At 52.9% G+C, this 22,624-nt stretch carries 25 protein-coding genes; 18 read left to right on the plus strand and 7 right to left on the minus strand.

All coding sequences use genetic code 11. The features are described from left to right. Positions 1 to 85: 85 nt before the first annotated feature. Both PUP29_RS10790 and PUP29_RS10795 read right to left on the minus strand, forming a co-directional pair. The gene (locus PUP29_RS10790; protein ID WP_079545868.1) at positions 86 to 1,633 is read right to left on the minus strand and encodes an ABC1 kinase family protein; all 1,548 of its coding nucleotides are present in this window, start codon (positions 1,631 to 1,633) and stop codon (positions 86 to 88) included. 209 nt (positions 1,634 to 1,842) lie between these two features. Then, positions 1,843 to 2,151, minus strand: coding sequence for a phasin family protein (locus PUP29_RS10795; RefSeq protein WP_353423305.1), 309 nt, complete (start codon positions 2,149 to 2,151; stop codon positions 1,843 to 1,845). A gap of 157 nt (positions 2,152 to 2,308) precedes the next feature. Between PUP29_RS10795 and PUP29_RS10800 the strand changes: the two genes are divergently transcribed. The 5 genes from PUP29_RS10800 (at position 2,309) to PUP29_RS10820 (ending at position 6,313) form a co-directional block, all read left to right on the plus strand. Further along, positions 2,309 to 3,088 (plus strand): HAD-IIA family hydrolase, encoded by a 780-nt coding sequence (locus PUP29_RS10800; RefSeq protein WP_353423306.1) that lies wholly within the window; start codon positions 2,309 to 2,311, stop codon positions 3,086 to 3,088. Positions 3,089 to 3,185: 97 nt separating this feature from the next. Then, positions 3,186 to 4,637 carry an apolipoprotein N-acyltransferase gene (lnt, locus tag PUP29_RS10805; RefSeq protein WP_353423308.1) on the plus strand — a complete coding sequence of 484 codons (1,452 nt, stop codon included), beginning with the start codon at positions 3,186 to 3,188 and terminating at the stop codon, positions 4,635 to 4,637. Positions 4,638 to 4,685: 48 nt separating this feature from the next. Beyond that, a complete protein-coding gene (locus PUP29_RS10810) occupies positions 4,686 to 5,387 on the plus strand; it encodes an MBL fold metallo-hydrolase (protein ID WP_353423310.1) in 702 nt (233 codons plus the stop codon). A 45-nt stretch (positions 5,388 to 5,432) separates the two neighbouring features. After that, positions 5,433 to 5,711 carry a DUF3795 domain-containing protein gene (locus PUP29_RS10815; RefSeq protein WP_079545859.1) on the plus strand — a complete coding sequence of 93 codons (279 nt, stop codon included), beginning with the start codon at positions 5,433 to 5,435 and terminating at the stop codon, positions 5,709 to 5,711. 5 nt (positions 5,712 to 5,716) lie between these two features. Continuing rightward, positions 5,717 to 6,313, plus strand: a complete 597-nt coding sequence (locus PUP29_RS10820) for a nitroreductase family protein (RefSeq protein WP_353423311.1) — start codon at positions 5,717 to 5,719, stop codon at positions 6,311 to 6,313. A gap of 798 nt (positions 6,314 to 7,111) precedes the next feature. Here PUP29_RS10820 and PUP29_RS10825 read toward each other — a convergent pair. The 4 genes from PUP29_RS10825 to PUP29_RS10840 form a co-directional block, all read right to left on the minus strand. Next, positions 7,112 to 8,416 (minus strand): S1C family serine protease, encoded by a 1,305-nt coding sequence (locus PUP29_RS10825; RefSeq protein WP_353423313.1) that lies wholly within the window; start codon positions 8,414 to 8,416, stop codon positions 7,112 to 7,114. 209 nt (positions 8,417 to 8,625) lie between these two features. Then, positions 8,626 to 10,071 carry an MFS transporter gene (locus PUP29_RS10830; RefSeq protein WP_353423314.1) on the minus strand — a complete coding sequence of 482 codons (1,446 nt, stop codon included), beginning with the start codon at positions 10,069 to 10,071 and terminating at the stop codon, positions 8,626 to 8,628. Between the two features lie 114 nt (positions 10,072 to 10,185). Beyond that, positions 10,186 to 10,923, minus strand: a complete 738-nt coding sequence (locus PUP29_RS10835) for a metallophosphoesterase (RefSeq protein ID WP_079545854.1) — start codon at positions 10,921 to 10,923, stop codon at positions 10,186 to 10,188. Between the two features lie 35 nt (positions 10,924 to 10,958). Next, complete coding sequence (locus tag PUP29_RS10840; protein WP_353423315.1) at positions 10,959 to 11,765, minus strand: metallophosphoesterase; 807 nt, start codon at positions 11,763 to 11,765, stop codon at positions 10,959 to 10,961. A 168-nt stretch (positions 11,766 to 11,933) separates the two neighbouring features. Here PUP29_RS10840 and rpmE point away from each other — a divergent pair, with 168 nt between their 5' ends. The 12 genes from rpmE to PUP29_RS10900 all read left to right on the plus strand — a co-directional run bounded on the left by rpmE (position 11,934) and on the right by PUP29_RS10900 (position 21,180). Beyond that, positions 11,934 to 12,134, plus strand: a complete 201-nt coding sequence (gene rpmE, locus PUP29_RS10845) for a 50S ribosomal protein L31 (RefSeq protein WP_079545851.1) — start codon at positions 11,934 to 11,936, stop codon at positions 12,132 to 12,134. A gap of 90 nt (positions 12,135 to 12,224) precedes the next feature. Further along, positions 12,225 to 13,259, plus strand: coding sequence for a DUF1385 domain-containing protein (locus tag PUP29_RS10850; protein WP_079545849.1), 1,035 nt, complete (start codon positions 12,225 to 12,227; stop codon positions 13,257 to 13,259). Next, complete coding sequence (prmC, locus tag PUP29_RS10855) at positions 13,252 to 14,094, plus strand: peptide chain release factor N(5)-glutamine methyltransferase (protein ID WP_353423318.1); 843 nt, start codon at positions 13,252 to 13,254, stop codon at positions 14,092 to 14,094. The genes PUP29_RS10850 and prmC overlap by 8 nt, the downstream gene beginning before the upstream one ends. Positions 14,095 to 14,146: 52 nt before the next feature. Further along, on the plus strand, positions 14,147 to 15,214 hold the full coding sequence (prfA, locus tag PUP29_RS10860; protein WP_079545846.1) for a peptide chain release factor 1: 1,068 nt from the start codon (positions 14,147 to 14,149) through the stop codon (positions 15,212 to 15,214). A 40-nt stretch (positions 15,215 to 15,254) separates the two neighbouring features. After that, positions 15,255 to 16,016 (plus strand): ZIP family metal transporter, encoded by a 762-nt coding sequence (locus PUP29_RS10865; protein ID WP_079545844.1) that lies wholly within the window; start codon positions 15,255 to 15,257, stop codon positions 16,014 to 16,016. Next, complete coding sequence (locus PUP29_RS10870) at positions 16,013 to 17,068, plus strand: L-threonylcarbamoyladenylate synthase (RefSeq protein WP_353423320.1); 1,056 nt, start codon at positions 16,013 to 16,015, stop codon at positions 17,066 to 17,068. Before PUP29_RS10865 ends, PUP29_RS10870 begins: the two co-directional genes overlap by 4 nt. 4 nt (positions 17,069 to 17,072) lie before the next feature. Then, positions 17,073 to 17,567, plus strand: a complete 495-nt coding sequence (locus PUP29_RS10875) for a hypothetical protein (protein WP_079545843.1) — start codon at positions 17,073 to 17,075, stop codon at positions 17,565 to 17,567. Between the two features lie 113 nt (positions 17,568 to 17,680). Then, a complete protein-coding gene (gene rpiB / locus PUP29_RS10880; RefSeq protein ID WP_079547778.1) occupies positions 17,681 to 18,133 on the plus strand; it encodes a ribose 5-phosphate isomerase B in 453 nt (150 codons plus the stop codon). A 16-nt stretch (positions 18,134 to 18,149) separates the two neighbouring features. Then, positions 18,150 to 18,779: a uracil phosphoribosyltransferase gene (upp, locus tag PUP29_RS10885; RefSeq protein ID WP_079545841.1), complete on the plus strand. Its 630-nt coding sequence runs from the start codon at positions 18,150 to 18,152 to the stop codon at positions 18,777 to 18,779. A 122-nt stretch (positions 18,780 to 18,901) separates the two neighbouring features. Further along, a complete protein-coding gene (locus PUP29_RS10890; protein WP_079545839.1) occupies positions 18,902 to 20,185 on the plus strand; it encodes a hypothetical protein in 1,284 nt (427 codons plus the stop codon). Further along, positions 20,170 to 20,856: a DUF6320 domain-containing protein gene (locus PUP29_RS10895; RefSeq protein WP_353423321.1), complete on the plus strand. Its 687-nt coding sequence runs from the start codon at positions 20,170 to 20,172 to the stop codon at positions 20,854 to 20,856. Before PUP29_RS10890 ends, PUP29_RS10895 begins: the two co-directional genes overlap by 16 nt. Before the next feature lie 12 nt (positions 20,857 to 20,868). Beyond that, a complete protein-coding gene (locus PUP29_RS10900) occupies positions 20,869 to 21,180 on the plus strand; it encodes a Dabb family protein (RefSeq protein ID WP_079545836.1) in 312 nt (103 codons plus the stop codon). Positions 21,181 to 21,225: 45 nt separating this feature from the next. Here PUP29_RS10900 and PUP29_RS10905 read toward each other — a convergent pair whose 3' ends face one another. Beyond that, complete coding sequence (locus PUP29_RS10905; protein ID WP_079545834.1) at positions 21,226 to 21,636, minus strand: hypothetical protein; 411 nt, start codon at positions 21,634 to 21,636, stop codon at positions 21,226 to 21,228. Between the two features lie 71 nt (positions 21,637 to 21,707). Between PUP29_RS10905 and PUP29_RS10910 the strand changes: the two genes are divergently transcribed. Continuing rightward, positions 21,708 to 22,538 carry a 4Fe-4S double cluster binding domain-containing protein gene (locus tag PUP29_RS10910; RefSeq protein ID WP_079545832.1) on the plus strand — a complete coding sequence of 277 codons (831 nt, stop codon included), beginning with the start codon at positions 21,708 to 21,710 and terminating at the stop codon, positions 22,536 to 22,538. The last annotated feature ends 86 nt before the right edge of the window (positions 22,539 to 22,624 follow it).

Below are 22,624 nucleotides of genomic sequence, written 5' to 3' on the forward strand. Positions count from 1 at the left end.
CTGTGCGGATACTTTTTTATAGGGAAAATGCAAAATAACAATAAAAAGCCGTCCGAAGCCCGGACGGCTTTGAATATACGGAATACTATTTTTTCTTTTCGCGCCCGGAGCGCACCATAGATACCAAAATGCCGATCACGATAACGGCGGAAATGAGGAGGCCCGCTACGATCGCTACCGTGCTCAGGTTCATGACCTCAGCCTCCGGCCTCCCGAAGTTGGAATATCCGGCGCTGATAATAACGCCCGCCATCACGATGCATACCGCGAGCAGAACGACTGCGAATGAGATGCGGTTGAACATGCGTTCGATATTCTTTTCCACGCGATGCAGATCATGTATCTTCAGTTCAACGGCATAATCGTTTTTTTTCAGCTTATGCAGAAGTGCAAGAAGCGCGGAGGGAGCCTTTTTTCCAACCTCAAGCCAGTCGAGCGCATAAGACTGCATCTCGTTCTTGAATTCATCCGTTTTATAGCGGTTTGCAAGAATGCTTCGCACCATTTTTTCCGCGATTCCTAAAATATTCGTGGAGGGATCGAGCTCCTCTATGATACCCTGTGCAGTACCGAGACATTTAGCGACGAGGGTAAATTCGCGGGGGATCTTCATCTTATATTTTCCGGCGAGGGAAAACACGCTGGAAAACACCTTTGCAATATTTACGTCGCGGAGGGGCACATATAAATATTCGTCCAGCAACACCTCGAGAGACTTCCCAAAGGAGTCCATATTGACGTCCGCATCCGCGGCGTCCATCTCCGTGATGCTTTGGGCGATTTTCTGTGTATTGCGCGTGGCGATCCCGAGCACAAAATCGTTCAGACAGCGGCGAAAGCGGCTGTTGATCGTGCCCACCATGCCAAGATCGATAAATTCCACATAACGTCCGTCCGCAACAAATACGTTGCCCGGGTGCGGATCCGCATGGAAAACACCGTTTTGAAGGATCTGGGTGATAAGGGAATTGGTGAAGTCATAGGCAAGCTGCGTGGTATCTGCGCCCTGCGCTGTCAGCGCGGGAATATCATTGATCTTCACGCCGTCCACATAATCCATCGTCAAAATCTTTTTCGTCGTATATACCCAGTGTATCTTCGGAACACGGATATTGCGCTGTTTTGCGATGCTCTCGCGGAAAAGGTCTGTATTTTCACCCTCTTTGGTAAAATCGATCTCCTGCTCCATCACCCGGCGGAATTCGGCGACCATTCCCGAAAAATCATATAACTGGCCATATTTGGAATATTTATCTACAAGACGTGCAAGCTTCTCCAGAATGCCGAGGTCGGTCTCGATGTTTTCGCGAATATGAGGCCGCTGTACCTTGACGGCAATGTCCGGCCCGGAAAACATTTTGGCCCGGTACACCTGAGATACCGATGCAGAAGCGACCGGAACGGGGTCAAAGCGCTCGAACAAACGCTCAATGGAATCGCCGAGCTCGCTTTCTATCACGCTGCGCGCCTCTTCATAGGAAAACGGCTGTACGGAATCCTGTAGCTTCTGAAGCTGCTGCGCCACATTTTCTGTTACGATATCCGTCCGGGTGGAAAGGATCTGCCCTAACTTTACGAAAGTAGGACCAAGCTCTTCGCACATCGTGCGAATGCGTTCACCCACGGAGGGCATATTGCGTCTTTGCTCCTGCTCGAAAATCTTTTGCGGTTTCCCGGACAGCGTGGATTTGACAAAAAGAAAACCAAGCCCGTTCCGGTTAAAGGCGGACAAGATCTCGCGGTACCGTTGTAGATTTCTGGAAGCGATGGTAAATTACCTCCTCTTGAGCAAAACAAACTATAGCAGCCGCGCGGGCCGCCCGGTCTTAAAAACAAAAAGGGTTATTCCGCGTCCTTTTTTGCGGCGAGTTCTTCCCGGATGACCGCGCGGATATCATCCTTTGTGAGCCGTGCATCCTGCGTAAGGCCAATGTCCTGAAGCGTTCTGCGAACCTCGTCCTTCACCATGCGCGACAGCTCCTCGCGCTGTATTTCGCCCTTTTTGATCAGGTCTGCCGCGAAGCTCTGCGCGTCTTTGCGCTGGACCTCGCCTTTCGCAACCATTTTTTCTACGAGCTCTTCGATCTTCTCACGGGAATAAGCGAACAGTCCCATCCCGAAATTGATGCTGTCTTCTATAATGTTAGCCATGAAGCGTAGCCTCCCTCTTCTCTTTGGTTTTATTATACCGCAACTTTGCGCAAAGTAAACTCCCAAGCGGACGGAAAGTATGAAGAGATAAGAAAAATTTGCAGAGAACAGACGTTGCCTTTATAATAATGATAAGAGCAGATAAGGAGAGACCGACATGGATTTAAAGGAACTGCACGAGAAAAAAGGCTTTATATGCGATATGGACGGCGTGATCTATCACGGAAACAGGCTGCTGCCCGGAGTAAAGGAGTTTGTAGACTGGCTGTACCGGGAAAAGAAGCCGTTTCTGTTTCTGACAAACTCCAGCGAACGTTCGCCGCGTGAGCTTCAGCAAAAGCTGGAACGGCTCGGGCTGGATATCGACGAGAGCCACTTTTATACCAGCGCGCTTGCGACTGCAAAATTTTTGAAGATGCAGTCGCGCCGGAGAAGCGCCTTTGTGATCGGAGAAGCGGGGCTCATCAACGCGCTGTACGAAGCGGGCATCACGATGAACGATGTGGACCCGGAATATGTGGTCGTCGGAGAAACGCACAATTATAATTTCGACAATATCGCGAAAGCAGTGCAGCTGGTGCTCGCAGGCGCCAAGCTCATCGGAACCAATCCGGATATCACCGGGCCGGGAGAAAACGGGATATTCCCCGCCTGCGGAGCGATGATCTCGCCGATCGAGGTCGCAACAGGGCGAAAGGCCTATTTCATTGGCAAGCCCAACCCGCTCATGATGCGCACGGGCATCAAGCTGCTGGGACTGCATGCGCAGGAAGCCGCTATGGTCGGGGACCGAATGGATACGGATGTCGTTGCGGGGCTTGAATCGGGCCTCGACACGGTATTGGTATTGTCCGGCGTCAGTACGCGGGCGACGATCGAAGAATATCCCTACCGCCCCAAATATGTTTTGGACGGCGTCGGGAGCATCGTTCCGTAAAAGAAAAGGTGGGAGCATACAGGGAATGGGCCGTTCCGTTATTGCGTATCGCGCAGGAGGGCGGCTCATTCTGTTTTTGATTCATCGGTAATAGGGAATGAAACGACGTTTTTCATGGATGCTTTGCTTTATCTGCGCGGCCTGCGGGTTCTTTTGTGCGGCCTGCTTTGATGTGGCGGCGCTTGCGCCCTTTTTATGGGCAGCGCTTTCTCCTGCTTTTTTTATTCTGATGAAAAGCCGGGCGGATGGCCGGAAGTGTACGGTGCTTTACGCGCTCGCCTTTTCGTATGCGCTCTGCTTTCTTTATTATGCGCCGGTCTTATCCTTGGATATCACTGCGCGCGCAGGCGAAGACGCGCAGGCGCTGCTTGTGCTTGCATGGTTTGCGCTCTCGCTGCTGCACGGTACAGTATTCGGGGCGGCGCTCTCCGCAGGCATGCTGGTGAGATGCCCGGAGGCGCTTCGCGCACCGCTTACAGCACTTCTTTTTACCGGAGCGGAATGGCTGATCGGCGCAGGTGTGCTTGGACTCCCTTTCGTGCGGCTTGGACTCACACAATGGCAGCTTTTGCCCGTGACGCAGGCTTCATCACTGCTTGGCGTTTTATTCATCAGCTTTTTGCTGCTGCTGACAAACGCCCTGCTCGCGCAGGGGGCGCTTTACCGGAGGCTGCGCTGTTTTGCCGTTGCGGGCATCGTTTTTTTGATCAATTTTGCAGGAGGCATACTTGCACTTTCCGAACGGGAAACGGGTAAGACTGTTTCGGTCGCTGCCATACAGCCGAATGTTCCTTTCTGGCAAAACGGCGGGGAGGGGCGCTTTGAAAAAGCGCTCGGCATGGCGGAAAGAGCTGCGGAGGAAAAGCCGGACGTCATTGTGCTGCCTGAAAATTCAGCCGGCGGTTCCTTTGCGGACGAAAGCACGATCAGCGGCCCCATCTTCCGGTTGGCGCGAACATCGGGAAGCTGTATCCTCACAGGCGTATATGGCATGCACGGTTATCAGTTCAGAAATTCGGTATTTCTGACAACACCCGAAAACGAGCTTGAGGACGTTTATCACAAGCAGCGGCTCGTTCCTTTGTTCGAGAATGGGTATGAAAGGGAGTTTAGTCTGGAAGACGGAAAAGAACGCGGCGTGCTCCAAACAGAATACGGAAAGCTTGGCGTCATGATCTGTTTTGAGAGCCTGTTTTCAGATATCGCCCGGGAAACGGCAGCACAGGGAGCTGAACTGCTTGTCGTCGTTACGAACGATTCGTGGTTCAAAAGCGAGCTCCCGCTGAAACGGCATTTAGCGCAGTCGGTTTTGCGCGCGCAGGAAACGGGGCGATGGCTCGTGCAGGCCGGGAATACGGGAATGACGGCGATCGTCGCGCCGGATGGAACAGTCACGGCCTCGCTTGAGGCGAACGCAGACGGTGTGCTGTATGGAACGGCGGAGCTTCTGCAGGGACAAACGGGTTATGTCCTGATAGGAGACTGGTGGCTCGCAGCTGCGGCAGGAGGCCTCATCCTCGCGGCGTTTGCAGCGCGAAAACGGGTTTGAAAACAGGCGGCCCATGCATTATAATAAGACGGTAGGTAAGGGAGAACCATGGCGGAAGATTTTATACAGCTCATTGCAAATGCAGGAGTGCTCATTCAAATACGCGGTAAGAAAATTTTAGTCGACGCATTGCATAACCGATATACGGAAGTGTTTTCCAGCGTTCCGGACGATCTGCTTTACAAGATCGCACACGGGGAAGACGAATTCAGGGAAATAGACCTGCTCGTCTTTACGCACGACCATCCGGACCATTACAGCAGGGAATGGACGGAGGAATTTCTGAAAAACCACCTGAACACCCGCATGATTTCGCCAATCAGCGATTTTTCGGGAGAACGCATCACGGTTCTTCGGGAGCCGTTGGAAGAACATTTCCTGAATGGGATCGGCATAAAATGCGCGAAGCTTGTCCACGAAGGGGAGCAATACCGGGATGTTGCCAACTATGGCTACCGGTTTGACATCAAAGGCTTCCATGTGACTGTGCTCGGAGACAGCGGACCGGAGAACATTCCGCCTCTGTTTGCAGGTGCGGATCTTGCGCTCTATAATTTTCCTTTTGTCACGGTCATGCGGGGCAGGAAAATGATCGGAGAACTGAACCCAAAGCGGATCATCGCCTATCATCTGCCCTATGAGGAAAAGGACGTAAACGGCTATATCCGGGCAGCGCTGCGTTCGATCGAACGAAACGGATACGGAAATGCGTCGGCGCTCTGGAAGCGCGGACAAAAAGAATGGCTTTAAAAATGATAAAAAAGTGCTATAAATGGTCTTGAGAGGGGTAATAATATGATAGAAGCAAGGTGCGGAAGGCTATGCTCAAACTGCGGTTATTTTGAAAAATGCGGCGGCTGTGTAAACCGGGAAAAACCGGTATGGGCGGCGCGCTGCCCCATCAAAAGCTGCTGTGAAGAAAAGAAGCTGAAGCATTGCGGCCTATGCAATGCTTTTCCGTGCAGAAAATTGGTGAAATTTGCCAAGGATAAGGATTACGGCGACGGCGGCCTGCGGATCGGCCAATGCCGCGCATGGAAAGAGATCGGGGAAGACGCGGTCTATGAGGAATAAATAAAATGAAAAAGGCATTAGAGGACGTCATGCGGGAAAGACGGTCTGTCCGCAGACTGGAACAAGCAGACGGAGTCACACGGGAACAGATCGAACGGGCCGTTGCGCTTGCGCGTCAGGCGCCGAGCGCATATAACGCCCAAACCAGCAGACTCGTGATCCTGCTGCAAAAAGAGAATCAGAAATTTTGGGATATCGTGGAAAACACGCTGCGCGGGGTGACGGCGGAAGACGCATTCTCCCGGACGCAAAAAAAGCTGGAGGGCTTTCGCGGCGGAAATGGAACGATATTGTTTTATGAAGACGGTGCGGAAATCGGGAAATTAAAGCAGAGCTTCCCGCTTTACGCAGATAAATTCGGCCAGTGGGCGCAGCATAATAATGCGATCCTGCAATATGCGGTGTGGCTTGCGCTGACGGGCGAGGGGCTTGCCGCATCTCTGCAGCATTATAATCCTCTGATCGATGCAGAAACGGCGCGGGAGTGGAATATTCCAACAAGCTGGACGCTGATCGCGCAGATGCCGTTCGGCAAAGCGGCAGAGCAGCCGGGACCGAAAAATCTCCGGCCAATGGAAGAGACCGTAAAATTTTTCGGCTGATGCTGATATAGATTGCTCAATATAAAAGGAGCTTTGCTGAAGCTCCTTTTGTTGTTTCTATTCGATATATATGATTGCTTGTCTGTCGTGTCCGCCGAGAGGCATTCGCCTTTTTCAAAAAAGCTCCCGTTATTCAGCGCGGCGCAGGGGCGCCGTAATCATGGTGCAATGCGGAAGCTCCTTCGGGTTAGGGCAAAGCTTCGACGGACTGACAGTATATTATCATTCACCAAGATATTATATAAATTTTTTAGATTTCTATTCGATGTGTCTGGTTAGATCGTGGTCTTATATTCACTCTGCAAGCATCCGTTGTCCTCCTTTCGTCTTTCATGAATCCAAGTATACCGTATCCGTGTGAACAGATTGTGAATAGTAAATGAAGATTCATGAAAATTCGTTTCCTTCAATAGATAAGCGCCTGCAGAGGACGGTAAACAGGAAGATAGATTACAGGTTAATGGCCTCCTATTCGCAGGAGAAAAGAAGAGCAGGCTGCAGCGCGTTTTCCTGCGCAGGACGCAGGCTTTTTGAGCACCCGGAAAGGCTGTGCCTCCTGCAGCTGCGGACGCGCGGAAATGAAGCAAAGAAAAGCGCCCGCCGGGGAAGCGGACGCTTTGTAAGACTTATATATCAATTGTAGGTTCTGTTTGGGTGGGTTATGTCTCTCTTTTCTTTTTATACCATAGGCACGCCCCCTTTGCACTGGTATTCAAGACCCCGCTTGAGGTCTAAACTTTTTCTTGATTCTATGATAATGCTCCTATGTGAACTTTATATGAAGTCCCGATGAACATTTCAGGAATTCGAAGGAACATATTCCTGCAGCGTGATATTGGTAGATGCGGTCTTTCCGTCGCGTTCGATGGTGATCTCTACCGTATCGCCGACGGAATGGCTGTCTATGATCTCTTTAAGCTCAGAAGCGCTCGTGATTTCTTTTCCATCAAAGGATACGATCCTGTCGCCGGCCTGAATACCGATCTCGGCGGCAGTCGAGCCCTCCGTCACCTGCGCCACATAAACACCCGTGCCGGACAGGCCGTAACTCATTGCGGTCTGCAGGTCGGCAACGTCGATGATCGAAATACCGATGGAAATACGGCCTGTCACATAACCGTTGTCGATCAGTTCATTTATGATTTCCTGCGCACCGTTGATCGGGATGGCATATCCAAGTCCCTCTACGTTCGTACCGCCGGATTTTGCGACGACGATGCCGATCAGCTCACCCTGCCCGTTGAACAGCCCGCCGCCTGAATTGCCGGGGTTAACGGCTGCGTTCGTCTGGATCAGGTTCATCGTACCGTTTCCAAGATTGATCTCGCGGTTCGTCGCGCTGACAATACCGTCCGTTACCGTACCGCCCAGCTTACCCAGCGGGTTCCCGATGGCGACTGTCGTATCGCCGACTGCAAGGGCGTCTGAATCACCGAACGCGGCGGGTGAAAGTCCAGTCGCTTCGATTTTCAAAACAGCGAGGTCGGTGTCGGGGTCTCTGCCGACGAGCGTCGCGTCATACACGTCGCCGTTATTCAGCGTCACCTGATAGCTCGAGCCGCCCTCTACAACATGATTGTTGGTCACGATATAGCCGTCTTCCGAAATGATCACGCCGCTTCCGGCTCCCTCGCCGACCGTTTCCTGACCGAACAGGCTCTCCTGTACAACTTCAGTCGTGATCGCAACGACGGAATCCTGTGTTTTTGCCGCGATATCCGCGATCGAGAGATCGCCGGATGCCGTATCCGCTGAGGTCTGGATCGTACCGGTATCGTTCTGTACGGAAACCTCTGCCGCCGTAGACGCCGGAGCGGTCATCCTGCCTGCGCCGAAGCCGCCGATCGCGGCAGCGCCGACGCAAACTGCAAGAACGACTGCCGCTGCCCGTTTTGTAAGAAAGGGAGATCTTTCTTTTTTGGGCTTCTTTCCTCCGTTTTGTTCGGGAGGAGTCTGCTGTCCGCCGGAATAAAAGCTTTCGCTGTCCATCCGGTTCTGCCCGCCCGCCGGGGAGTGAGGATACCCGTTGTTTTCATAAAACGTGCCGCCCTGCACATCTGACGGCCCGTTGCTTTCATTGCCGTAAAATCTGTTATCGTTCATATTCTGTATACCTCCTCAAAATCTATGATTCCAAATAATAGTCCTAAAAACAAGCGCCTGTTTGTTTTCACAAATTAATCATAAGCGGAGAAAGTGACGAATTCTTGAACCGGGTTTGAACAATATTTGAAAGAAAAGTAACAAAATTATGAATAGAGATATCCTGAAGCAGGGGAATGAGGAATGCACGAGCCTGAAGGCTTCCGGCGCTATTTTTGTATTTTCAGAACGCGTTCCCTGCGGTCCTGAAACAGACGGATGGCGGTCAGGACCACGCTGATGCAAAGCACGGCTGTGCCGAGCCTGTAAACGTTCTGCATACCATATACGAACAGGTCGGGTCTTCCGGCCACAAAGCCTTTCACTTGGAAACCGGCTTTAGAACTCATCAGTGCATACAGAAGCGTCGTAAGAAGCGATATACCGGTCACACTCCCGAAATTGCGTGTAAACGCATTGATGCTCCCGGTGATCCCCAGCTTGTCCTTGGGCGCGGTAGACATGATGAGCGAGGTGTTGGGGGCGGAGAAAATACCCGCGCCGAGACCTACGATGCACAGGAACAGGATCAGCTTGCCGACGGGTTCCGATGCTGTCATCGTAGAAAGCAAATACAGACCGAGCGTCATGATGATAAGACCGATCAGCGTGATCTTTGCGGCACCGGCTTTATCTGAAATATATCCGGCCAACGGAGACATGATGCCCATTGCGATAGGAAAGCTCATCATGATGAGTCCTGTTTGCCCGGGGCTGATCTTCAGGACGTCTTCGATATAAAAGGGCTGTATGATACTGATACCGCTCATGGCGAAAAACTGGATCAGTACGCAAACGATACTGATCGTAAAAAGAGGATTTTTGAACAAAGATAGCTCGACGACCGGCTGGCGGTTCCTTTTTTCGAGGAAAATAAAAAGAAGGAACAGGACGGCGCTTCCCGCAAAAGAAAGAAAGACGCGGGGATGAGAATAACCGGAGGACTGGCCGGTCAACAGGGCATAGAAAAACAGAATGACTGCGGCGGCAAGAAACGCAGCGCCCCGGTAATCTACTGCTTCCTTTATTTTTTTGCCGCGCGGTAAAAGCCTCAGACCGAGCAAAAAGCCTATTATACCGACCGGTACGTTGATCAGGAAAATGTAATTCCAGTTGAGTGCTGAAACGATCAGACCGCCGATAGGAGGGCCAAGCATCGTTCCGAGCGCGACCGCGACCCCCGATATTCCGAGCGCACGTCCGCGCTGCCCCGCGGGAAACACCTCTGTAATAATGCCTTGATTGTTTGCCAGTGCGGCGGCGCCGCCGACCCCTTCGACTGCGCGGGAAACGATCAGCGCAGGAAGACTGTGAGACAGCCCGGCCAGCAGGGAGCCGGCAGTAAACAGGAGGGTACCGAACAGAAAAAGCCGGCCTTTTCCCTTGATATCCCCCAGTCGTCCAAACAGGAGTATCGTCGCGACGACGGCGATGAGATATACGATGACCACAAGCTGAATAGACTCCATGTCTGTATGAAGATCCTTCACCATAACAGGCAGAGCAACATTCACGATGGTGCCATCGAGCGTCGCCATAAACGGCATAAAGATCAGAACGGCGAGAATAGACCATTTATGCTTTGCATAATATTCGGCTGAAGAAGCATTTGTCATTTTTCTTTCCTTTGCTTTAGGCATGTGCCCCGGCCTGACCAGCTGGCAGGCGGAGTACTCCTTATATACCCAGACGGGGAAAGAATAATCAGAAAAAGGAAAAATGCGCGCAGGCTATCCATGCATAGGAACGAGCCGGATGAGCAATATCTCACTGGGTGCGAATAGGCGGAACGGGATAACAGAAACGCCGAGCCCCATACTGATGATCATAGTGGTGCTCCCGCTCCGGTAAACGCCGTCCGAATATTGAGGGAAAAGGGTATGGCTCCCCGGTGCGATCAGCGCCTTGCCGCCCGGCAAACGAATCTGCCCGCCGTGCGTATGCCCACAGAGCACAAGCTCCGCCCCCGTTCTGTCGTAGCCGCCGCGAAAGGGGAGCGGGTCGTGCGCAAGCAAAAGATTGAACTGCGGCCCCTCCGGAAAGCGCAGCCGATCCGCGCCGTGCGCATCGATCGTGGGGTCGTCCACGCCGCCGATATATAAGGACGTACTGCCGACGGCAAAAGGAGCGGTCGTTCCGCTGAGCACGGTAACACCGTTTTCTGCAAAAATATCTTTCGTATATTGCGTCCAGACGCGTTCGTGGTTTCCTGTTACAAAAAAAGAGGGAAACGCACCTGCCCACCGGGCGACATTTTCTATATAAGCGCGGTTCGGACATTTGGTGTGGGAATGATAGATCATATCGCCTGTGATGGCGATCAGGTCGGGCTGTAGGCGTTCCGCCGCTCCGAACAGCTCTGCGTTTCCCTTCCCGTATGATTTTTCATGCAGATCGGAGATATGAACGATTCGCACAGGCGTAAGAACCTTTGCGCTTTCTATCGTATATTCTGTTGTACGAAACATACTGTTTACCTCGTTTGTAAAAAGTGGAAGGCCGTTTAGCCTGCTGGTTCGGGCAGCAAATGGACGACCGTGACCTCGGGCAGCGCGAACAGGCGGAACGGGATGACAGAAGAGCCGAGCCCCATACTGATGACCATAGAAGAACCGTCAAGCGTATAAAGTCCGTCTGAATATTCCGGGAAAAACCCGCCGTCCGAATAAAAGATCGCCTTTGTCCACGGCAGGCGTATCTGTCCGCCATGCGTATGGCCACAGAGCACAAGCTCCGCACCCGCCGCAGCATATTGCTCAAATGCTCCGGGACGGTGCGCAAGCAGGAGGCAAAAATCTTTCCCGGCGGGAAAGTCGATTCTCTCAAGACTGTCCGCATCGATATCCGGGTCGTCGATCCCGCCGATAATGAGCCGGTTCCCGCCTATTATGACGGGGATGGTCTCGCCGCTCAAAACCGTAACGCCGTTTTGGGAAAAAGCTTTCTTCACCGCCTGCGAATGATAGCGGTCATGATTCCCTGTTACAAAAAAAGTCGGCGCGATCTCCGCGCAGCCTTTCGCAAGCTCCTCTATATAGGAAAGATTTGGAGAAGCTGTATAGGAATTGAAGATCATGTCGCCCGTAACGGCGATCATATCCGGCTTTGCACTGCGCACCGCTTCCAGCAGCCCGGAGTTTTCCGGCCCGAACGATTTTTCGTGCAGATCGGAGATCTGGACGATCGTTATAGGAGAAGAAAGCTTATCGCTCCGCACCTCAAACTCCACAGTGTTCAGCAGCTCGTTCTGTCCGAACAAAAACGCGCAGAGGTTGACTGCGAGAAATAGAAATAGGAGCGGAAAAAGCATCCCCCTTTTTTGTTTTGCCCTAAAATATTTCATGTCTATATCATTATATAATGGCAGAGGAAAGAAATGTATGAATAAACTATAAAATAATTTGGAAAAGGTGTTGCTTTTTCAAAAGCTTGTGCTATAATAAATAATGCTACTTTGTGGAAAAAGAGGTGAAACGCAATGAAAGAAGGAATTCATCCGAAGTATGGCGAATGCACAGTAACGTGCGCCTGTGGCGAGACCTTTAAAACTGGTTCTGTAAAGTCCGAGATGAAGGTAGACATCTGCTCGAAGTGCCATCCGTTCTTCACGGGAAGACAGAAGCTTGTTGATACGGGCGGTCGTGTGGATAGATTTAAGAAAAGATATGGCCTCAAATAAGAAGCCTTGTCTTGTCTATGTGTTAAAAAGGCTGCAGACCGTTCTTTTATTGAGATACGGTCTGTTTTTCTTTACGAAGAAAGGAACTGAATGAAACGTACAAGCATCGGCGGTCAGGGCGTTCTTGAGGGCGTGATGATGCGCTCGCCTGAAACGACGGCGATCGCGGTCAGGAGGGAATGCGGGGAGATCGTCACGCAGAAGCAACCGACGCAGTCTCTTTCCGCCCGCTATAAAATACTTGGGATACCGGTGATCCGCGGCGTAGTCAACTTTGTCGAGATGCTCGTTTCGGGCGTTAAAACGATCACGGATGCGGCGCGCATGTATGACCCGGAGGACGAGGAGCTCGAGCCGTCCAAAGCGGAAACGGCAATCGCCGAAAAAACAGGCAAGAATCCGATGGATGTGGCGATTTTTTTTGCAGTCGTGATCGCTGTAGTCATCGCCGTAGGGGTGTTCTTTATCCTCCCGAACCTGATCACGGGCTGGATCACACCCTATGTGGATTCCGCGTTCGGGAAGAATCTGATCGACGGCCTGATTCGTGTGGGAATGTTTCTCATCTACCTGTTTGCTATCTCTAATATGAAAGATATCAAGCGGCTGTTCGGTTATCATGGGGCGGAGCATAAGGTTATCAATTGCTTCGAACATGACATGCCTATGGATGTGGAGCATGCACGGAAGAACAGCCGGCTGCACCCGCGCTGCGGAACGAGCTTTCTGCTCATCGTTATGATCATATCCATCCTGCTGTTCACGCTGCTTGGCTGGAGCGAAAGCTGGGCCGTGCGTATCGGTCTGCGGCTTGCGATGCTGCCGGTCGTGGCAGGGGTCTCCTATGAGATATTGAAGCTCGTCGCAAAATATGATAACAAATTAACGATGGCCCTCAGAAAGCCGGGTATGGCCCTGCAATATTTGACGACTCGTGAGCCGGACGACGGGATGCTCGAGGTAGCGCTCATTTCTTTCCTTGCAGCGGAGGATCAATTGACAGATGAAGAAATAGATGCGCTCGCAGAAAGATATGGGCATAAGATAGACGGCTCGCCCGTCGAAAAAAAGGAAGGTCCCGCAGCCGCGCAGGAACAGGGAACGGTTCTGGGCGCCAATGAGTAATTGGGCAGAGGTTTTTAAACAGACGGTGCGTACGCTGGCCGGGATGGGTTTCCCGGAAGCGGAGGCCGAAGCGAAAGTGATCACGGCGCATGTGTACGGCGGGGATTTTTCCTCGCTGTGCCTGCGCTTTTTCGATGAATGCGACAGGAAGCAGGAGGTAGAGCGCATCACGGAAGACCGCCTGTCCGGAAAACCGCTTGCCTATGTGCTGAGGGAAAAATATTTTTATGGACGGCGGTTCTGCGTGGACGAACGGGTGCTCATCCCGCGGTATGATACGGAGAGCGTCGTGGAGCATGCGCTCGTCCTCGCACGGGAAAATGGATATAAAACCGCGCTCGACCTGTGCTGCGGAAGCGGCGTGATTGGTGCGACGCTTGGAGCGGAGGGCGCATTCAGGACCCTTTGCTTTGCGGATATTTCCGGCGGCGCGCTTACAGTAGCGCGGGAAAACGTGAGACGCCTGCTGCCTGAACAGCCGGCACGGTTTGTGCAGAGCGATCTTTTAGAGAATATCGACGGCCCGTTCGATATGCTCGTATGCAATCCGCCCTATATCAGCGCGGAGGATTACGCTGCGCTCGAGCCGCAGGTAAAGGAATATGAGCCGCGAGAAGCGCTTTTTGCGGATCACGGCGGCTATGCGTTTTATGAACGGCTGGCGAGGGAAACGCCGCGCGTTTTAAGCGGAAACGGAGCGCTCGTGCTGGAGATCGGAGACGGGCAGGCGGACCGTGTGTGTTCCTTGCTAAACGAAAATGGATTTGTTAAAATCAGGTGGGGCTGCGACCTCGGCGGCAGACCGCGGTGGGTGTCGGGCCTGAAAGGCGAATAGGGAGCCCGCGCAGCAGCGCAGGCTTTTGAGCCGCAGGAAAGGTTTGTTATTTATGCTGGATAAACTGAAAACGATAAAAGATAAATATGATGCACTGTCCCGCGAGCTTTCCGACCCGGAGATCATACGGGATCAGGATAAGTTCCGCAGGCTCGCGCAGGAGCAGGCCTCCCTCACGGATATCGTGGAAGCTTACGATAAATATGCAACTGTTCTGGACCATATCGCCCAGAACCGGGAGCTGATGGAAACAGAAACGGACGCGGAGCTCGTCGCGCTTGCCAAGGAAGAGCTTTTTCCGCTCGAACAGGAGCGGGAAGCGCTTGAGGAAGAACTGAAGGTGCTTTTGATCCCTAAAGATAAAAACGATGAAAAGAATGTCATCCTTGAGATACGGGCCGGTACGGGCGGCGAGGAAGCCGCGCTTTTTGGAGGAGATCTCCTGCGCATGTATCTGCGCTATGCGGAGCGCCGCGGCTATACGGCCGAAACGATGTCCTCCAACATGACGGAGCTTGGCGGGGTAAAGGAGATCATTGTTTCGGTCGCGGGCAAAGGCGCGTATGCACGCTTGAAATATGAAAGCGGCGTGCACCGTGTACAGCGCGTACCGGATACGGAATCGTCGGGACGCATCCATACCTCGGCGGCTACGGTAGCGGTGTTGCCGGAAGCGGAGGAGGTAGAGGTGAACATCGATCCGAACGACCTGCGCATCGATGTGTTCCGCAGCGGAGGGCACGGCGGGCAGAGCGTCAACACGACGGACAGTGCCGTGCGTATCACACATTTGCCGTCCGGTCTGGTCGTAACGTGTCAGGACGAGAAATCACAGATCAAAAACAAGGCGAAAGCAATGAAGGTGCTTGCCTCGCGGCTCTATGACCTCTACAAAGATGCAGCGATGAGCGAGCTGTCGGAGAACCGCCGCAGCCAAGTCGGTTCGGGCGACCGAAGCGAGCGGATACGCACCTACAATTTTCCGCAGGGGCGGGTAACAGACCACCGTATCGGGCTTACGCTCTATAAGCTGGAAGCGTTCCTCGACGGGGAAATGGACGAAATGATCGACGCCTTGATATTGGACGAACGGCAGAAAAAGCTGCAGGAACAGGCATAAGGGCGTATGAAAGCGGAAGCTGCGGAAGGTGTTAAAAGGTATGGATTCGATTCTATTTGCAACGCTTGTGGGAGCGGCGGTAGGCGCTCTCGGTACGGGGCTTGGCGCGGTCATCGTCTTTTTTATCCGTATTCGGGGGAAACGGCTTTCGGCCGTGCTCATGGGACTGTCGGCAGGCATCATGCTTTCGGTGGTACTGTTCGATATGCTGCCGGAATCGGTGGAGAGCGCAGGATGGCCGCTTGCTCTCATTTGGTTTTTGGTCGGCGCGGCGGTGCTTTTTCTGGTCAACCGTTTTCTGCCGCATCATGATGTGGCGGCTCCGGAGGGGGAAAGGCTCGTGCAGGAGCTCAAGCAAAAACGGCTCGTACGGTCGGGCCTCCTGCTTGCCGTGGGCATCGCAGTGCATAATCTGCCCGAGGGGCTGGCGCTTGGAAGCGGACTCGTTTCCGCAAGCGGCTTTGGCATCGGGCTTGCCGTACTGCTGTTCATACACAATATTCCGGAGGGAATGGGACTCGCGGTCCCGCTCAAGCTGGGCGGCGTGAAATACAGCCGTATTTTTCTTACGGCGGTCTTAGCGGCCCTCCCGATGGCGGCAGGAGCGCTTGCCGGTGCTCTGGTCGGCAATATCTCGCCTATAGTGCTTGGCGGGAGCGTGGCGTTTGGCGGCGGGGCGATGCTCTGCCTGACATTCAGCGAGCTGCTGCCGCAGGCGGCAGGGCTTTCAAAAGAATGGCCCACTTGGGCCGGGCTTGCGGCGGGAGCCGTAGGCGGAGGGATCTTGGTGGCATTTTTATGATGAAAACAAAGATGATATTTGCTTGGAAAGACCGGGAAAATGCCGTTCGAGAGGCGGCGGAGGAATTGAGGCGCGGCGGCCTTGTCGTATTCCCGACCGAGACGGTGTACGGCCTTGGAGCGAACGCATTCGATGCGGAAGCAGTCCGGCATATTTTTGAGGCAAAGGGACGCCCGCAGGATAATCCCCTGATCGTGCATATTGCGGATATGCAGCAGCTTGCAGATGCCGCTGGAGAAGTGGGCGATACGGCGCGGATATTGATGGATACCTTTTGGCCGGGGCCGCTTTCGGTGATCGTGAAGAAATCAGCCCGCATTCCGGATGCGGTCAGCGCGGGGCTTGAAACGGTCGCGGTGCGCATGCCGGAAAACGAACTGGCGCGGGAGATCATCGCGCGTGCGGAGCTTCCGGTCGCGGCACCGAGTGCGAACACATCGGGAAGACCGAGCCCAACGCTTGCAAGGCACGCATTTGAGGATCTGTGCGGGAAGGTCCCGCTCATTATCGACGGCGGACCGTGCAGAGTGGGGGTGGAATCCACCGTTGTGGACGCTACGGGAGAAGTGCCGGTCATCCTGCGTCCGGGCGATATCACACCGGAAATGATACGGAAAGCGGTGGGAGATGTAAAGATACATCACGGGATCATGGGCGAAGCAGCGCCTGAGGAGGTGTGCGCATCTCCGGGCATGAAATATAAGCACTATGCGCCGCGCGCGGCCGTCACTGTATTTACCGGCGATAAAAAAGAGGTTGCGAAACAGATCGATTTTAGGTATCATATTGATAGTATGCAGGGCAAAAAAGCGGCGGTGCTGTGTCTTGACGAGTGCGCGGCGTTTTATCCGCAGCTTCGGGTCTTTGCGCTCGGCGCAGGCGCTGCGGAAGCGGAAGCGGCTTTGTTCCGTACCCTGCGTGAGATCGACGAACAAGGGTTTGATACCGCATATTTCCATGCGCAGGAAGAGAAAATGGGACTTGCGGTCATGAACAGGATCATAAGGGCGGCAGGGCATAGAGTCGTGGCCGCCGGAGAGGAAAAAGAATAACATTATGAACGTATTGTTTGTTTGTACGGGGAACACATCGAGAAGCCCCATGGCGGAAACGCTGATGGACGATGCGGTAGACCGAAGTAGGATCCTTCACGGTGAAGTGAAGACGAAATCAGCAGGAACGTTTGCCTGTGAGGACGCTGATCCGACGGAAGAGGCGGTACGCACGATGGAAGAAATGGGCCTTGAGCTGGAGGACCATGGCGCGCAGCAGTTCACACCGGAGCTTGCGGAATGGGCCGACATCATTCTGGCCATGGGAAAGGAACAGCTTGAGCACATGGAGGTGCTCGCGCCGGAGGCAGTCGGCAAGATGCATACGCTCCTCGGATATGCGCAGGGCATAAAGGGAGAACCGGCTACAGCGGCCTACGATATTATAGATCCGTTCGACGAGGGAATGGAAGAATACCGGGAATGCGCACAGCAGCTTGCGCATGCGGTTGAGATGCTGGTTCGCCGGCTTGAAAAAGAGTATGAAGACAAAGCGTGACGCTTTGTCTTTTTTTATGGAAAAAATGCAGAAAATATTGTATAATAAAAAGCAGTTCAGACAGCGCTTGTCATTGCGCGCTTTTATCAATCAAAAAAGAGGAGCCGGGAAATATGAAGATCGCTTTTGGCTGTGACCACGGCGGATTTGTCCTGAAAGCCGAAATCATAGACTATCTAAAGAAGAATGGACATGAAATAATCGATTTTGGGATCGACGAAAATAAGTCGGTCGATTATCCGGATTACGGGGTTCCCGTTGCGGAATGCGTGAGCGCAGGAGAAGCGGATTTCGGGATCATCGCCTGCGGAACGGGCATCGGGATATCCATTGCCGCGAACAAAGTACCGGGGATACGCTGCGCGCTTTTGTCGGATACGTTTTCCGCCCACGCGACGCGCGAGCATAACGACGCAAATATGATGGCGCTGGGGGGCAGGACGATAGGCCCCGGACTTGCGGTCGACATTGTGGCGACTTTCCTGAACACATCCTTCTCCGGAGACGCGCGCCACCAGAGACGGATTGACAAAATAACGGCAATCGAGAAAAAATATTCAAAATAATTCGGAGGAGAGAAAAATGGCATCAGCACACATACTGGACCACCCGCTGCTTCAGCACAAGGTCTCGATGATTCGGGACAAAAACACAGGGACGAAAGAGTTCCGGGAACTCGTAAAAGAGATCGCCATGCTTATGGTATATGAGGTAACGCGCGATATGCCCCTGAAAGAAGTGGAGGTAGAGACGCCGATCACGACAGCGCGGACGAAGGTCATCGCCGGGAAAATGGTAGGTATCGTTCCCGTCCTGCGCGCAGGTCTTGGAATGGTGGAGGGCGTGCTGAATCTGATACCCGGCGCAAAGGTGGGGCATATCGGCCTGTACCGCGACCCGGAGACCTTTCAGGCGGTGGAATATTACTGCAAGCTGCCCGTAGACGCAGAGGAACGCGAGCTCATCGTGCTCGACCCGATGCTCGCGACGGGAGGAAGCGCGGCAGATGCGATCTCGCTGATCAAAAAACGCGGCTGCAATAATATCAAGCTGGTCAACATCATCGCTTCCCCGGAGGGGATCGAAGCGGTACGCAAGGCGCATCCGGATGTCGATGTTTACGTTGCGGCGGTGGATGAGGGCCTCAACGACCATGCCTATATCGTTCCGGGCCTCGGCGACGCGGGCGACAGACTGTTCGGCACCAAATAGCGCCCACCCGGAAAGGCGTTTCGACGGACGTTCATTCGTTCCGGTCATAGATCAATGAAGGAAAGAAAAGGCGGCATAGGATATGCCGCCTTTCACAAAGCCAAAGATAAAAAGGAGCAGATATGCCCGATAAACGGGAATGGTACCGCCTCGATACGGCGGCAAAAATATATCCGTCTATTTCCCAGACGCATAACAATACGACGTTTCGGCTGGAGCTGGAGCTTGACGAGCCCGTCAGCAGGGAAAACCTGCAGGAGGCGCTCGTAAAGGTCATGCCGCGTTTCCCTACCTTTGCGGTCACGCTGCGGCGGGGCATGTTTTGGTATTATTTGGAACCGAATCCGGCGATACCGGTCGTCCGGGAAGAATCCGGCTTTCCGTGCAAGCGGCTGAAGGATTTTATCAATCACGGTTTTCTGTTCAATATCATGTATTATAAAAAGAACGTGATCATGGAATGCTTCCACGGCCTTGCAGACGGTGCTGGCGCGATCGAGTTTTTTAAAACGCTGCTGTATGAATACTTCAAGCTGCGCGGCTATGATATGGACGCAGAGGGCATGGTGCTGGACGCAGATGGAAAAGTACCGGCGGAAGAGCTTGAGAACAGCTTCAACGCCTATTATGATGCCAAAGGAGAATCGAATAAGCTGCGCGTTCCGAAAGCGTTTCACATCATGGGCACACCCAATACGGACGGCGGTATTTTCCTCACGCACGGCATGATTGGCCTGAAGGAATTCCTCGGAAAGGTGAAAGAAAAAGGGGTGACTGTCTCCGCCTACATCGCGGCTCTGCTTATCGCATGCACCGCCAAGGATCAGGGGCTTGAATACAGAAAAGACAAGCATCCTATCATCATTTCGGTGCCGATGGACCTCAGAGGCATGTTTCCGTCGCATACGCTGCGGAATTTTATTTCTTTCGCAAACGTGGGAACGGTCATAGAGGGGAAGATAGAGTTTGACCGTATTCTCGCGGATGTGTCCGCGCAGCTCAAGGCAGGGCTTTCCAAGGAAAGTATTTCTGCGAATATCAATAAAAACGTCGGCTTTGAAAAAAATCCGTTTATCCGTATGACGCCCCTGTTCGTAAAGAATCTCGTAGTGTCGAGCAGCTATAAGCATTTTGGAGAGGGAGGCTATACGATGGTGCTTTCCAATCTGCGCACCGCACAGTTTCCCAAAACGATGCAGGCGCATATCAGACAGGTCTATTATGCGCTTGGGGTAAGCGACATGAATCCTATGAACTGCGTTGTGGTTTCCTATCAGGATAAAATGGTCATTACGTTTGCGCGGGGCATCCGTGAAACGGGCATACCCCGCCGTTTTTTCGAACACTTTTCAAAAGAGCTTGGCATGCGTGTTGAAATACGCGGAAATGAATGGAGCGGACAATGATGAACTACTGCGGCGACTGCAAGGTATATGTGGACGGCTGTCTGAAGGATTGCCCATTGTGCGGGAAGCGGCTCACAGACAGCCCGTCGGAAAATGAACTATATCCGCATGTCGCAAAGAAAAAATTTGTAGACCGAAAAAGCCTTACAATGGAATATTTGTCTTTCGCTACGTTTGTTGTGATCTGTGTGTGCATTGCGGTCAACCTGCTGACATGGAGCGGGCATCCGTGGTTTCTTGCCGTTGCGGCCCCCGTATTGTATGCGTGGGTGCTTGTCCGCGCTACGATTTTGTCAGACCTGTCGGCGGGACTGAAGGCGTTTTTGCAGGTCGTGACGCTTACCGCAATGTTTTTGGCGTTCGATTATGTGGGCGGAAACGGGCTCGGCTGGTCCTATCAGGTCCTCATGCCTCTGCTTTTGGCGGCGGGCATCGGCTATGTGGATTTTTATTCCTATTACCATAAGTCCTATTGGCGGGAGAATCTGCTCTATGCGTTTTTCTTGCTTTTGCTTGGCTTTCTTCCGCTCATCCTATATCTTTTCGGAGTGCAGATCGCGTTCGCGCCGCTTGTGTTGTCTACTTTTGCGAGTGGGATCACCGTGCTGGGGATCCTGCGGTTCGCGCTTCGGCAGATCAAATTAGAAATACAGAAAAAGTTTCACATGTAATGGAGGAGATCTATGGTACGGCATATCATTTTATGGAATATCCGGGAAGAGGTAAGCGAGCCCGGTACGGCAAAAGAGAATATAAAGCGTGAGCTCGAGGCGCTTATGGGGAAAATAGACGGCTTGCTTGAAATGGAGGTCGTCACAGACCCGCTGCCCTCCTGCAATGCGGACATTATGCTGAAAAGCGCATTTCGGGACGCACAGGCGCTTGCGGATTATATCATCCATCCCGAGCATAAAAGGGTAGGACAGATGTTTGTACGTCCGGTCGTGTGCAACCGCATGTGTATAGATTACGAGGAGGAAAAAAGCGAAAAATAAAAAGCCCATTCGGGCTTTTTTGATCGGGCTATACAGAAAAACGTGTTATTTTTTCAGGGAAACAGCCGAAAATGCGCTCCCGCCAAGGGTAAATTCACCGGAGAGACCGGCGGGGACCTCAAACAGCAGGACTGCCTGTACCTCAGAACCGTTTGACTCGAATGCAAGAGCCGTGCAGGGATATTGCCGGCCGTTGCTTGCTACATAACAAGGCTCGCCGCCGACAGGCAGGAAAGAGGCTTGCGCATCGTCGAGGCTGCTGTCCGCTGCCATGAGCGTGATAGAAAGAAGCGTATTGCCGTCCGAAGCAGTATGCTCCAACATCTGCTGCCCTGTTTCGACCGCCGCCACTTCATACTGAGCCCCCTGCGTCTGAAATACCGTTCCGGATGCGCAGGCGCACAGAAGAATAAGAGGGCAGAGAAGCATGCAAAAAATAACGATAAATTTTTTCATGGGACCTCCGAATCCGTTTCAGAAATGCCGTACTATTCTTATGATAGTACGAAAAGGAGAGAATTGCAACCGTGAGTGACCGGAAAAAGGTGGAATCGATAAAAGAACTCGCCCGTGAGGCGGGCTTTCCGGATGTCCGCGCCTGTGCCGATGGAAGCGGCTCCCTGTTTTTTTTGTTTCAGCCCTACCGCCCTGCACGGCAGGCGGAGGCGGGAAAGATCAACCTTTCCAATTACTATATCGCCTCTCAAAAAGGATATCTGGGTATGAAAAAACTGCTCGCCGCACTTGAAAAAAAGGGGATCCGCGCAAGGGAGTTCAGAGGGAACGGCGTCAAGCAGCTTGCCCTCAGAACCGGCGGTTTTATCGGAAAAAATTCACTGTACTATCATGAATGGTACGGGTCTTTTACAAGTATACATGTCGTACAGACGGACGTTTTTTGCACGGAAGCTCCTGCGCAGGGGGAAACGGTATGCGCCGCGTGCGGTTCATGTGCAGGAGCCTGTCCGGCGCGCGCCATCCTGCCGGAGGGGCTGGACGTTTCACGCTGCGTCCGTGCACATTCAAATGAACGCAATATCCCCGAAGAATACAGGGGATTTATTTACCAGCTGCTTGGATGTGAAAGATGCCAGCTTGCATGCCCGCAAAACAGAGCGGAACAAGGAGAAGCGTATTCCTTTGATATCATCGGTCTGCTGTCGGGAAAATATATCCGGGAGATACGCGCGCTGGTCGGCCCCAACTATGGGCGGCGGCGCATCATCTTAGGGCAGGCCGCTATCTATGCTGCAAACGTGGGCTTTGTGCCCGCGCTTCCGGCAGTGCAGGCGCTCTTAGGAGATGAATTTGTCGGGGATGCCGCGCGCTGGGCTGCAGAGATCCTGAAAAAAAGTTGACGGTGGGAGCGCGATTTGTTAAAATAAGATAGGATATTGCCGTGGGATGTGCGAATGTTCCGCGGCTTTTTATGTTCAGCTTGAGC

Source organism: Christensenella massiliensis, from assembly GCF_040409835.1.
Classification (GTDB): Bacteria; Bacillota; Clostridia; order Christensenellales; family Christensenellaceae; genus Christensenella; species Christensenella massiliensis.